Origin of the sequence: Mesomycoplasma bovoculi M165/69 (assembly GCF_000524555.1) — a bacterium.
Classification (GTDB): Bacteria; Bacillota_I; Bacilli_A; order Mycoplasmatales; family Metamycoplasmataceae; genus Mesomycoplasma; species Mesomycoplasma bovoculi.
Genome location: NZ_CP007154.1, coordinates 273,204 through 288,201 on the forward strand (window position 1 = coordinate 273,204; position 14,998 = coordinate 288,201).

The window sequence follows — 14,998 nt, forward strand, 5'->3', positions numbered from 1 at the left end:
GATATGAATCAAGCACAAGAAAGTATAGTTTCAAATACAATTTTATGAATAGTTGTTGTAATATTAATAATACTTGCAATTATTGTAATTTTTCTTATAATGTATATCAACTATACAAAAAAACAAATAAGAGAAGATTTAAATAAACAACAAAATACAAATGAAACCAACCTAACATATACAAATAGTAGATATTTAAATTCTAAAATAATTGGTGAAGAACTTGAACAATGGTTATATCGACAATATCAAATGATTAATTCAAATTTTGATGGAAAAGCATCAGATTATAGATTTGAACTCAAAAAAGATAATAAATCAATATTAAATGCAGATGAAACTAAAGGGACTAAAGCAGACTTTTTGTATGAAATAACCAATAACATTACTGGTGAGGTTGTAGAGAGTATTATAATTGAAGCTAAAACAGAAAACTCAATTAAGCAAGGTAATCAAAAAAATAAAAATTTTATTGAGAAACTAGAGTTAGATAGGCGTAAAAAAGGCGCTCGTTTTGCTATACTTGTTACAGAACTAGAACCTTCAGAAGATTTTTTAGTTCGAAGTGTTTCTGATAATGAAAACATCTTTATGTGTCGTCCATATTTTTTTACAGCATTTCTTAATATTTTAAAATCTCTTGTTTTACAAGAAATAAACCTAAAACAACAATTAATGAGTATTGAAAGAATTGATTTTCAAAAAGCTAATGAGATTTTAAATAACTTCAATATTTGGCGTAATGAAAAAATTTTAAAAGAAGCTGAAAATATTAAGAAAAAATTAGATCGTACTTTATCGCATTCTCAAAAAATTCAAGATATAGCTAGAAAACTAGAGCAAGAAGCAGAACAAATCGCTAAAAATACAAGAGAAATTCTAACACTGCATGCTAATAGGTTGATTAATAACATTAATGATTATCATATTGCTGAAAAAGTTATTAATGAAATTGAGCAATTGGGCAAGTAAAATTAAAATAATATTTATAACTTGCAGTTTGATTTTATTTAGTTTTCAAAGATGTTATAGTTAGTTGTTGGAGTTACAATTATACACAAATTTGCTTTTTTTGTTGCAAAAAAAAGCATTTTTTTATTTTTTGCCAAAAAATAAATTTATTTAGCTTTATTTTTTGGTTATTTACAAAGTTGCAAGCTTTTAAATTCCCTATAAAAACAACCGCTTTTTTGTTTTTGGGAAAAAAATATGAATTTGAGCAAGATTTTTTAGTAGTTTGTGAACTTGCAAACTTGAAATTTGCAAGTTCTAAATTAAAATGATAAGTATGACTGTTTAAGACTTAAATTAAAAATTTAAAATTTACTATTAAAAAAAGGATTTTTTAGTAAAATTTGTTAAAATATAGTCTTTTAAATGCAAGGAATTATAATTTATGAAAAATAAACAGATTATTACTCTTATCGGTACAACAGTTGCTGGAGTTTCTGTTTTTGGGTTGGCAGTTGGTCTTGCAACCACAGTGCGCTACAATTCAGAAGACCCTAAAAAAGCTGTTACAACATTTGCAAGTAGCGTTGCAAATGTTTCATTTAACACACAAGCATTCCCAATTGATGCCAATTATGAAAGCATCAAAAAACAACTTTTTAGCAAAGGTGGACCTGAAGCTGATAAAGGTGTTGATTTTAATAAAATCTTAACCTTTTATGAGCTTGCCAAAACTGAAGGCGAGCAAGCAACAAATGATGCAAGAGAGTTTGTTGCAATCAGCAATGGAACCAGTTTGGATCCTCACTTTGTTGTTGATAGTTTTACTTTTGATGATAAAAGTAAAACTTTTAAAGTTGATTATCATGTTGAACAAATACTCAAAAATAATCACAAGGTAATTTCTAAAAATTACACCAAAACTATTGCAATTGCACAGCGAATCAATTTCTTCCTTGCCGATGTTGTAGATGATGCCAAAGCTAGTTTTGGCAAATTAATTGCTAATACATTAGCTGATTTACAGGCAGCAACAGATAAAACTTTAGTAAAAATTCCTGAAATTTCACGAGCTGTTGACTTTCAAAATTATGTTAATCAAGCTGCAAATAGTCAACAAGCAATTGCTTCAATCAATGCTTACTTTAAAAACTTTAGTACAATTTTAACTAATTTTACAAATAGCAAGAAAAATGCATTGCCAGACAATGCACCAATTTATTCATTTGCTTTAGTTCGAAATGCCTTAACTGGTAATTATGTTGATGTTAATAGTCAAGGAATTGTGACATTTTACTTGCAAACTAGCTTGTCTCCAATTGCCAAACGTGATTTGACTAATATAGAAAACAAGAATTTAACTTATGTGGATGCCATTAGTATTGCTAAAGTTACTGATAGTCAAGTTGCAAGTTACTTTACAAGCGCACAAGACATTTTAGGCAATATTGATTTAACCTTTAATAAAACTGCCCGTCGCACCACTTTGGCAGCACAGAGCTCTGCTAGAGCAGCTGGAACTACTACAACTGTAAGCACAGCTACAACTGCTCAAACAAAAGAAATAAGTCAAACTACAGCTTTTGACTTTTTAAGTGAATTACAAAAAGGTTTACCTTTTGCAAGCACTTTAAAAGCACGCCAAGACTATATCAAACAATTAGTTAATTTATATACAAAAAATGGATTATCATTTGCATTTAATGGTGATTTAACAAACTTTTATAACGCTGGCGCTTTTGGTGAGGCAAACCAAGAAAGTCAAACTGGCTTATCCTATACTTTTTTAGATAAAGATATTGCTGTTGTGCCAACAAGCACTGGTGATTTTGCAGTATCATTGCCAGTTAAAATTGAACTAAAAAATAGTTTTTTTGGTGGAAGTGATGAAACTGTAGTTGCAAGCAAAGAGATTGCTTTTGAACTTACAGGTTTCAAAACTAATGCAAACATTAGTCAAGAACAACAAAATTTAGCATTTAAACCTGTTGCAAGTTCAACTGCAACTGCTAAAAAAATAGAACCAATAGTATTGCCAGAACAAGACAAAAGATTAGTTTATAATCTTGACCCATCACCTTATTCAAGATTTGTGTACAATCTTAATCCTTATTTGTCACAAGATATTAAGGACGGAATAAGTGGACAACAAGCAGCAAGCGCATCACAAGGTAGCACACTTGGAACAGGTGGTCAACAAGAACCAACTGCTGCCACAACTACTACACCTACTGATGATGATGAAAAGGGTCTCTCATATAAAGAAAAACAATTAGCAGAAACATTGCTTGCAAATGCTTGAGGACACTTTACAAAAAGTTCTGCTCCAGTTTTATTAGAAGAAATTAAGGCATTAGTTAGTGGCAACAAAAATGATGCACTTTACAAACTTTTTAGCAATCGTGCAGGTTATAGCTATGATTTTGGAACTACAAATGCTTATGTAAATGCTTGAACTAGTAAAACAAAATTCCCAACTCTTGAGCAAATTAGCAAATTTGCAAAAGATGAAACTGATTTTGCAAGTGAAAGTCACATTGGTTCATTGGATACAACAGACTTTTTTGCAAAACCAGCAGATGTTGCAGCCTTTTATGGGTATTTAGCAGAACAAGGACCTGCAAGAGTAGCTTCATACTTGTTACAACTAGCTCAGTCTTGAGGAGTTGTTGGTAAAGATGTTAATGTAGCTCAAAAAATCAAAGAATTTCAAGCTAATCCAGGAAATGTGTTTGCAAAAGCCTTTGCAATCAAAGGCAAAAATGCAGGTCAAGCTAGTGGGCAACCACAATCTCAGCAACCTGAAAGCAAAATTCTTTCATTTAATAAACAATATCTTGATCTTCACAACCAAGGTTTCTATTCTTCACTAGTTTTACCTAAAAAAGCAGAAGAAATTGTTAAAAAAGCGTTTGGATTAGAAAGCAATCCAGCACAAAATAGCAATGTTACTAAAAGTGATTCAGATATTTTAAAAGCACTTCAAAGTTCAAAAGATCAACTTGATTTAATTGATGGAAATCAATTTAGTGAAAGTGGTACAGATTTTGCTAAACATGCAAAAGATCAAAAAAATATTGATAGACCTGATGGTTCATCAACAACTAAAACAGGAACAACAACTACTACAAATTACCAAGGATTTAAAACTTTTGGTGATGTTTTAATTGCTTTCTATATTAAAGCATTGCAATTTAATAACTTTGCTCCATTTAGCGCAATTGATAGCAAACTTATTGCAAAACCTACTTTTACTAATTTTGTACAGTCAGTTAATGATGATGTAACAAAAAAATTGTTCGAATCTAAAATGTATGATGATGAAAAATATGCAGCCATCGACTACTATTACACTTTTGGATATGCAAATGATAAAGGTGAAATTGAAAAACCATTATTTGTTACTCCAACTAAAACCATTATCTTTAATGTATCAAGTGAAGAAACAACAACATCAGCAACAAAAGTATCTGAATTAGACAAAGCTATTGTATCTATTCCAATTTATTACCAAAATGCAACTGTAGATAACTTTGATAATCAGTTTTTTGCAAACAATAATACAGATACAAGTGCATCTGGAGCTTCTCAAGATTCAACTGAAAATATAAAATGAATTGATAACTCAGCAACACACACACTTGCAACTGTGTTAGGACAACAAGGTAAAGATTTAGAAAGTTATGTTGCTACACATTATCCTAATTATCAAATTATGATAAATCCTAAAGTAGAAACTGATAAATTTAATTCAAATAAAAAAGTTATTACTTTAGCATTGCAAGAAATTACTCCTGCAAGCACAGAAAGCAAACCTAGTGCGCAGGCAAGTATTGTAACTGGACAAACAGCAGCTGAAAATGCAAGTCAAACTGAAAGTTCAACAGCTAGTCAAGAAAGTCAAACAGCAGCTGAACCAGCCAAGGCAAAAACAATCACTCAAACCCTACCAATAACAAAAAATCAACAAAGTAGAAATAGTGATGATGACGACGATGACGACGATAGTGACGGTTCTGCAGGAACAAGTGACAAACACCAACAATCATCAGGGACAAAAGATACTGAAGCAAAAACTACTGAAGCACAACCAGAACCACAACCTAAACCAACCGCTCCTCAAATTCCAATCTCTTCTTTATACTACAAAATTTATGTATCTGTAAAACCTTCTCAATCAACCACTGAATAATAATAAGGAGTAAATTAATATGAAATTTCGAAATCCAAAAACAATAATGGCTCTTGGTTTTAGCATCACAGCGATTGCATCTACAGTTGTTGCTGTGCCTTTAGCACTAACCTATTTTAGTTATTCATATAATAGTCAACTAGATGCTCGTCAGTTGTCTAGCACTCCTGTTGAAGTAGTTTCAGGTGGGAAGTTCGATCAAGAACAATTTGACAAAGCAGTGCAAGATTTAAAAATCAAACCTATGTATGCACAAATGCAAGTTGATAATGCATTAAAACTTGACCAAAGTGGTCTTTATAGTTTTCATTTAGTAAATGCATTTGATTTTAGCACTATTGAAAATGCTGGTTTTAATGTTGAAATCGATTCTAGTGCTGCAACTATTGAAGACACCACTATTAAAAATGTGATTGTTAGAGCATATAACAACATTACAACATATACTAAAACTGTTGATCTTAAAGGTTTTGCAACACCTGTAACACTTTCAGTTGGAACAAGCAAAACCTTAGATTTTGAACCTGAAAAATCTACAATTACTTTTAGTAGCACTCGTTTTGTTTTGCCTTCTGAATTTGCTTTTATGCTTGAAGATAACTTCCAACGTAATTTTAGTAATAGTCGTGATTTGAACTCAGCATTTGCAAAAGCTTTGAGCCAAACTGGTGCTCAATTAAATATTCGTAATGATTTAAACTTGCCAACTATTTTGCCACAAGGCGAGTTATTGTTACCAACAGTAACAATTAATAATCAAGCTGCTCAAGCTCAAGCTGCTTTGGGACAACAACAATTAGATGCGCCAGTTTACAACTTGAGTTTTGCTAACTTTAGTGATCAAAATGGAACTTTAGCAATTAATTTAGAAATTGCTGACAAAGTGAGCCGAAATGTTAAAGCTCAATTTACATTAAATATTCAAAATCTTGCAACTTTAAAACAAGTTAATGATGCAATCAACCAATTGGTTGCTAAAAATGCTAGTCAATTCTTTACTATTAAACAAGATGTTGAATTTGCACTAAACAAAGATAAGCTAACATTAGCTCAAATGTTTGCAAATAACCAAATTAGTCCATCAGTGCTCGAGTCAATGAAACACAAAGGATATGCTAATTATTTAAAAGAGCAAGCTAAAGAAAAAGCTATTAAATCAGGAACTTTTAAACAACCAGCTCCTGTTGTAAAACCGGAAGATGAGGAAGTTGTTTCAAGAGCAAAATCTAAAGATGGTATTTTACCAATTTCACCAAATGAAAATAGTCTAAAAAATTCATCTCCAATTAATAGTCTTCAAAATTATTTTGAAGTCAAACAAGGTTCTATAACAAACGATGATCCACGTTTAGCTAATTATAGTTTTGATGTTTATAATGCTGGTTTTGATTTTAATGATCCAGAGCAAACAAAAGTTAAATTTAGTTTAAATGTGACTAAAGCACTAGATGTTCAGTCACCTTACTTGCAAAGTCTTGCACCACAAAGTGCAGATAGCAACACAAACCTTATTACCAACAATTACAATAGTCTTACAACAACTACTGTACCAACTAAAGGAACTGCTCCTTATTCATACAACATAACATACAATATTCCAGCTTCAGTTGAAGTGCCATTATATGAAATCAAAAGTGCTTCAACTTTAACTAGAGCTATTCCAGTTAGCCAATCTCATTCACTTATTTTAGCTAGTGATGCTTTTGCAATGGCTCAAGATTTAACTAGTTTGGCAAGCAAAAGTGAATATAGTTTAGATGAATTAAATCGAATTGTTTCAACTATATACCTATTTAATAAAGGTTACTTAATTTCAAGTACTGAAAAAACTAATTTAGTCAATCTTTATGCAAGTGGTAAAACTGTGGTAGCCAAATCTGCAATTACAGCAGATACTCAAGACTTGGGTGACCAAATTTGAAGATTAATTTCACAGGCTAATGATAATTTAAGAGCAAAAGTTGCTATGGTTGCTAAAGACAAAATTAGTTTTAGTTTAGTCAATAGTGACAATGTTGCTATTGAAACTATAGATGTAACTGGTTTTGGAGTTAAATCACCTGCCTTTGTAGCAGCTAATAAATATCGTGCTGATATATTCTTAGATGCTCGTTATGGAGGAATTGAAGACGACCATCAAGGTGGTCAATTCATTCGCGACTACACTAGAGGTGATTTGAAATTTAATTTAAATGGTAATACTGCTAGTCCTCAAGGAATTACTTTAGATAAAGCTATAAATTTTGAAAGTAATAGTTCAATTACCAAAGATGAAACAACAAACATCAAAGATGGAGCTGTCTTTTTAGCAGTTGATCTTAAAAATCTTGGACTTGACAAACATTACTTACTAACAAACAATGAAGGTAAAGGTTTGTTTATTCAAAGAATTCTAAAAGATGAAAACACAACCGGTTCTTCAACCAAACAACCATCTACTTCTACACCTAGCTTAAAAGTTTCATATATTTTGGGAATGGATTTAAACGAAAATGGTTCTTCTAGTGGAGCTAAAGGCAAAACATTGGCATTATTATTATCAGGGGAAATTGCTAAACAAGCAGAAGACATTGATACAAATAAAGGTCATAGTTACAACTACGATACAAGCGATGAAATTATTAAAAAGAATACATCACAAAGTTCGCAAACCTTAAATGAGGAAAATAATAAATATAATGTTTTTGTTCAATATCAAAAACAAAATGGATTTGATCAATATGCGCCTTTACAACCAAATTCAACTTTAGTTCTTCAAATTGTTAAAAGTGGTACAGGATTTGATATTGTTGCTCAAACTAGTGCAAGTGAAAACCCATCTGAATCAAAACTTGGTTCATTTGTGTTTTCAATCCAAGATAGTGGAAAAACTTTAAATTGAGCCAAAATTGGTAGTGAACCAACTAATAAATCTTTCAATGATGATAGATCAAAAGGGAAAGTTGTATTTAAAGGAATTGCAATTTTTGAAAACAACAAAGAACTTTGAAACTATGACAAAACACCAACAGTTAATGAAATTAGACAAGCATTTGTTGATGCCTTTATTTTAAACAAATAATATATCAATTAATTTAAAATAAAAAAAGTCAAGATTTTTCTTGACTTTTTTTAAAATATGTTATAATTCTTCGTGGCACTATTAGATATAGTGCCGGTATAAAAAATTTCTTATCTTATTAATTTGTAAAAATTTATAATTGTTTATAAAATTTATCATTGTTTTCTAAAAATAAAAAAGTTTATATTTATTAATTTATTTAAAAAATTTTCTTTCAAAATAGTCCATTTTATAATTATATTTGTTAGTTTTTAAAATAAATTTTTTAAGCTCATATCTTGTTATAAATAAAATGTAACATCTCCTTTATTTATTTTTATATTTATTTTTTTCTTTTATACATTGTATAAAAAACATATTTTTTAAACCAGAGCCCTCACAATCACTCTGGTTTTTATTATAAAATTATATTGATACTCTTTATACCTCTGAAAGTTATTGAAAAAACCTGTAAGTTATCTTGCAGGTTTTTTATTTACTTTAAGTTTTAAAAATTAGATGTATATTAAAACGAAAATATATAAACAATATTTTGCGAAAAACAATATTAACTTAATCAAAAATTATTTTTGGGTACTTTTTTTGCTTTTTTTTTTTTTTGCGGAGTATAATAATCGTACAAGAAGATTAACCAGATTTTCAAAAAAATATAACAAGGAACATTAATGAAAAAAAATCTAAAATATTTAATAATAGGAGCAACTGCATTAGCATCTACAGTTATTGTAGTAGCTCCTATTGCAGCAGCATCTAAATATATTTATCCAGGCGACCCTATTGCAAAAGTGGAAGCAGATGTTAAATCTATTAAAGCTGTAGAGTTTAAACAAGATACATATAAATATAACACAAGTTTTAATGACTTAAAACAATTGCTTTTTGATGGCAACAAAGTTAAAACTGATGCTATTAGTCATTTTAATTTCTTTACAAAAGAAGGTAATGATGAGTTCCAACTAGCAAGTTTTACAGATGCAAAACCTAAATTATTTGACATTGTTGCAAATGATAATAGTCAAAGTTTTGATGTTTATTTTGTCATTGAATCAACCAAACCAAATAGTTTGGGTAAATTAGTTGATTCATCAGTTGCAAAATCAACAGTTTCTTTTGGTTATAAGCCAGAATTTGATCTCACAAGTTTTGCTCATGAAGTTCGTCAAGGTTTTACAGGTGAAAATCCAACTAATCAAAATCAAGCAGCACTTACACCATTTACCATAAAAAACTTTAGTTCATCAGATACTGAGCAAATTACTGAACTAACTTCAGCGCAATCTTTTGTAAATGATTTAAATAGTTCTACATCTTCAGATGATGCAAAAACTAAATTAGGAAAATATTTTGATATTAAATCAATTTTTAGTAGTATTGATAGCAACAAAGACAACCAAATTGCAGGACAAACTTCAACAAAACGTTATGTTGTTAATCTAACTACCAATCCAAATACTAATAGCAAAGAGTGCGCCACTTTTAGTGCTGATGGTAAAAAAGTTTTAATTTACTTACAAACTCAATTTTCAGACGCTATGAAAAAAGACTTTGCAGGATTGCAAGGAATTGATGCAAAACACATTGATATTTTAGAAATTCCAGTTGAAAATGTATTTGCTAACTCATCTTTGGCTAGTCAATTTGATTTTCAACAACTCCAACAAAAAGATTACTATAAAACAGGTTCAAATGTTGCAAACCTTAAATTAGATTTAAGTCAAACCAATCCACTAGATTGAATTTTTGCATACAAATCAGGATTTTTTCCAAATAAAGCATACAAAAATAAATATGCACTTTCATTTATTAATGCAACATTAAATCAAGATTTAAGTCTTTACAATTTTAGTTGAGGGAAATTTAATAATCCAGCAAAGTCAAATAATGCAGAAGTTGCAAAAGATTTAGCAAAACTAACTTCAGAAGTTTCAGTTGATGGTGATACATTGCTTTTATCTTATGATCAAGCAAGCCAAAAAATAGTGGCAACCGCTGATGCAACCATCACAGTTAAAAGAGATGGGCAAGTTTTATTTAGCAAACCATTTGTTATTACTTTAAATGATTTTAATCAAACTAAAGATTCTCAACTTAAAGGATTGTTTGCAGATGAAAAAAGCAATCAAAATCAATTTTTCCGTAAAGATGAAAAATTAAACAGTGGTGTTTCTGAACAACTTAGTTATAATGCAGTAGATGATGCACTTAAATCTAAAAATCCAGATGATATCAAAAATGTTTTCGCAGATCCAAATGCATTAAATGTTCAGTTTTATACAGGAGAACGTTTGGAAGCTTTAACCAAAGAGTTCAAATTACCAACTGCTCAACAAATCAAACAAGACTTTTATACATCACCACAAAAATCAACACATAAATCTGATGAAGGTGTTTTTAATATTCAATCTAACTATTTACCAACAGATTTAAGTGTAACTCGTTATTATTTTGCATTAGCAAATCAAGGTCTTGATGTTGCTGCTAAACAATTTTTACAAATTTTAGAAGCAGCTAAACTTGTACAAAACAATAGCACCTTAGATGTTAATAAACCTATTTTTGAACAACTTAAAAATATTAAATTAACAAATCCTTTGGGAATTGATAAAGAAATGAAATTCTTCAGCATTAATCATGAGACACAAGAATATGGAGTTAATTCTTTCCAATCAGTTTTAGTTAATTCGAAAGATGATAGTGCATATAAACTCATTAAGAATTATCCAAATAGTGATGCACTAGTTTTACAAAATATTTTTGAAAAAGATACTGATAAATTATTAGATAACATTTATTTTGCAAAAACATCAGAACAAGATCAAATTGATAATAGCAAGTTTGTTAAATTTGAAAATGTTGCACAATTGTTAATTTCAATGTACAATAAAATTCAATTACTTTCAAGAGTAGGAATTGGATTTCCATTGTTACCTATTGCAAAAAATCTTCAATTTTCTTACGGAATTCAAGGACCAGAAGGTGGTTTGAAAGAACAAAAATCAGTTCAATTAGGAACATTGCAACCACCACAACCACCACAACCACCAGTTCAATTAGCTATCAATAACTTTACATATCAATATGAATTAAAGTTTATTGATGATAAAGGTAATAAACTTAAAGATTTATATCAAGGTGAAAAAGACGCTGAATTGTTGAAAAATATAAAATTAACAAGCAAAGTAGATAAAGATGTTGAGAAATTGAATAGTGTTGTTGAATCTATTCCACAAGTGTATAGAACTATTAGATTAAATAACAACATTTATTTCAAAGAAGTAAATAAATTATTTGATGGCATTACAGACACAAATACTGTTCAAAGAGAAACCTTAGATAAGTTAGGTTTAGTTTCACTTTATGATTATTTATTTAGAGTTGATCCAACAATTAAATTAACTATTGACAAGAAACTTAGCAAAGATATTATCGATCCATCAGGTCTTCGTTCATACAAAGCTGTTACATTATTTTTAATAAAAAATAATAAAAAATCAACAACTCCGCTAAGAATCTTTGTTTATTTAAGACAAGGTAGCAATTAAGTATTGGAATTAATTTAAGGAATAAATCATGATTAAAAAATTTTTCAATTGAAAAGGTGCGTTAGTTATTGGGGGAACTTCAGCAATTTTAATTGCTGCAATTGCTGCTCCAATAGTTGGTAAAAACGCAGTTATAGCAGATTATGATAAAAAAGTTAATCTTGCTAACAAAACTAAAGAAAAAGCTAATATTGTTTCCGGATCTACTAGTGATTTTGCATATAGCGACTTCGATTCACTTGTGAAAAATCTTACACTTAACAGTCAATACAAAGGTAAAATTAGTTCCAAATTAGCATTAGATTTACACAATGACAAATCATATAGTTTTGAACTAATCGATGCAGTTGACTTAAGTGCATTGAAGCAAAAAGATCCAGATATGCACTTTGAATTACGTACTGTTGCAGCAACTGAAGACAAAAATAACATTTCAGTTGCACAACCAGGCGTTATTAAAAACGTTTATGTTATTGGTATAAACACCAAAACTAAATCATATTTTAGATCTTTTGGTGATATTTCAGGATTTAGCACAAACAGTGATCAAAGTAATAACTTTCTTGTAAATTCAGATTTATCAAGCATTCAAGTTAAAAATGATTTAGAGTTTGACAACCATAGTCCATCTAACATTGCACTTGAGTTGCAAAAATTTTTCACAGATGAATTAACATCTAACTTATCAACTTCTGTTCCAGGAACAACATCAGCTAACGGAGTACGTGTATTAAGTGCAAATGAAGTTGTTGCAGTTTCTAGTCAAAGTGATAAAAATTCAAGAGCATTTTTATCAGCTTTGTCCAAAATTGGCGGACTAACTTTGAAAGATAGCCAAGGCAACTTAACTGTTATACCAGCTGGTTACAAACTCGAACCAGTTGTTGATCAAAACAACAAATTAAAATTCACAAATGTGGATGATATTGCAAAAACTCTTTCTATTGATGTGAACATTGTAGATTTAAATGGAGTGGCATATCCAGCCAAATTAAGTTTTACTAATTTAGGAACAATTAGTCAAGATACAAAAGATAAAATTCTTGCATCATTTTCAAAAAATTATTCATTGAAGTCAGGAATTGCTCAAGCTTTAAAAACTGCTGGAACTAACATTGCTCAAGTTGTTTATGGCGATTCATTGCCAGAGAAATTGGCAAGTTCACCAATTTTTAAAGATAATGCATCCAAAGTTAAAGATTTTGACTTTTGATTCCAAAAAACTGGTTCAAATACTAATAGTGAAAATGTTGATAATTTAAGTTCATTTAAGTTCAGCATTGATGAAACCAAACCTAGCGATGAACAAATTAAAACTGGTTCAATTAAATTAACACTTAATTTTGACCAACAACTAACAAATGAAAATGACATTCCACAAGGATTGAATATTGAAAATAGCACAAATCTAAAATCAGGAACTTCATTGATTTTAGACACTCGTGGCGAAGTTATTAGTCAAGAATTATCAACAGATGCAGATGCTAGTGCCCTTGAATCAGGCGCAATTGATTTACAAATTGGTCAAAAAGCACCCATTTTATTTGCTAATCATTTAGATGATGCCATTGCTGACTTTAACAATAACAACTTTAGTAAAGATGATGGCTATGCAGTTGAAAGATTAGCTCTTGTTTTAGATCAAAGTGGTAACGGACAAACCAAAGGTTCTAAAAATCAAACTTATGGTCAATATATCAAAGGTATTTTAACTACATTAGCAACCAATTTACCAGAGGGTGCGCAAATACAACTCAAAGGTCAATTTAATAAAGAAAAAAGTGATTACACAGTTTTAGTTGAAACAAAATCTGCTAGCCAAGTTCTTAATACATACTCATTTAAAATTAGTAATGTTAGTGCTCTAAATGAAGCCTATGATGTGGCAGCAAAATATGGAGCTGATGTATTTTTAGATGCTACTTTTGACAAATTAGTAAATAAAAACAAAAATGGCCAAATATCTTCATTACAAAATTATGATGCTAAATCACAACAATTTAGCAGTCGCAAAGATAACAATTTGTCCTATGGTATTGGTAGAAGTTTTTATATTGATAAAGATATTACTCCAACACTTAAAAATGGTTCATTATGAATTGCTTTTAAAGCAAGTCAACTTGAAGATGGTAAAAAAACTTATATTTTAGAATCAAGTAATAAAGAAAATGCTGTTAATTTATTTATTCAAAAAGTACCATCTGATGTTAAAAATGTTAAGACAGATGATGAAAAACATATTAAAAATACATATGTAATTGCTCTTGAGTACAAAAAAGCAAAAAATGATGGATCTGATAGTAAGGAAAAAACTGGAAATATAGTTGCACTATTTACAGCTCCTTATATAATTAGAAATAACAATACAACTTCTGATCCATCAGGAGGACAGAATGATATACACCCACCTTTCGAGTTGTATGAATCTGGTAAGGCACGTGCTTTTCAAACTGATTTCCAAACAGATAAAGCTGATTTTTATAACTATTATAGTGGTAATTTAAAAGGAACCGACTTTTTATCTAAAGACAAAGGCGATCCTACTTTATTACTAGAAATTAATATTTCTAATTATGAAAAAAGTAAAAATTATCGTGACTTAGATCAACCAGAATTACACCAAAAAGGGCACACTAGTACAGATAGTGGTTTGAAAGATGTATTTTTATCAACCATTCCAAGTACTATTAGTTTTACACTTTACTCATCAGCTGTAAATGAACCATTAAATAATCCTATTCGTTCTAGTTTAAGTTTAGCAAATAAAACATTGGATTTATTAGGCGCTTTAGGAAGCGCTTTAGGTGGTTTGGTTCCAGGAGCACCAGGAGCAATTCCGGGAGTTCCAGGAATTGGTGGAATAGGTGCAGCAACTGGACCAAAAGACACAGTCTTCATTACTCGTGGAATTGATTATGACACAATTCATGGAATTGCTAATGGAGATACTAATCACGACGACCACAACCATATAACCTTTAAGGCTATGGCAGTTTACAATGGTGATGCTGACTACAACCCAACTAGTGAGCCTAAAGTTCGTCGTGAAATTGCCAAAGCCTTCATTGATCAATATTTCAATGAAAAGAAATAATTGATTAACAATTAAACATTAAAATCAAAGATATTTTAAAATCCTTAAAAATTTTTTCATACACAATAATAAAAAAACACGAATTATTACATTCGTGTTTTTTATTGGTTGAATTTTTAAATAATCTATTAATTTATAGATCATTAGATTATCATTTT

At 29.9% G+C, this 14,998-nt stretch carries 5 protein-coding genes; all 5 read left to right on the forward strand.

The window, feature by feature from the left end; translation table 4 throughout:
- Window positions 1–3 precede the first annotated feature (3 nt).
- The 5 genes from MYB_RS01265 (at window position 4) to MYB_RS01285 (ending at window position 14,840) form a co-directional block, all read left to right on the forward strand.
- Entirely contained in the window at window positions 4–972 is a 969-nt protein-coding gene (locus MYB_RS01265; RefSeq protein WP_022934992.1) for a DUF2130 domain-containing protein, read from the forward strand.
- A 424-nt stretch (window positions 973–1,396) separates the two neighbouring features.
- Window positions 1,397–5,143, forward strand: a complete 3,747-nt coding sequence (locus tag MYB_RS01270) for a P97 family adhesin (protein ID WP_022934994.1) — start codon at window positions 1,397–1,399, stop codon at window positions 5,141–5,143.
- 19 nt (window positions 5,144–5,162) lie between these two features.
- Window positions 5,163–8,204 (forward strand): P110/LppT family adhesin N-terminal domain, encoded by a 3,042-nt coding sequence (locus MYB_RS01275; RefSeq protein WP_022934995.1) that lies wholly within the window; start codon window positions 5,163–5,165, stop codon window positions 8,202–8,204.
- A gap of 665 nt (window positions 8,205–8,869) precedes the next feature.
- Complete coding sequence (locus MYB_RS01280) at window positions 8,870–11,746, forward strand: P97 family adhesin (RefSeq protein WP_022934996.1); 2,877 nt, start codon at window positions 8,870–8,872, stop codon at window positions 11,744–11,746.
- Window positions 11,747–11,774: 28 nt separating this feature from the next.
- Window positions 11,775–14,840, forward strand: coding sequence for a P110/LppT family adhesin N-terminal domain (locus tag MYB_RS01285; protein WP_022934997.1), 3,066 nt, complete (start codon window positions 11,775–11,777; stop codon window positions 14,838–14,840).
- Window positions 14,841–14,998 lie beyond the last annotated feature (158 nt).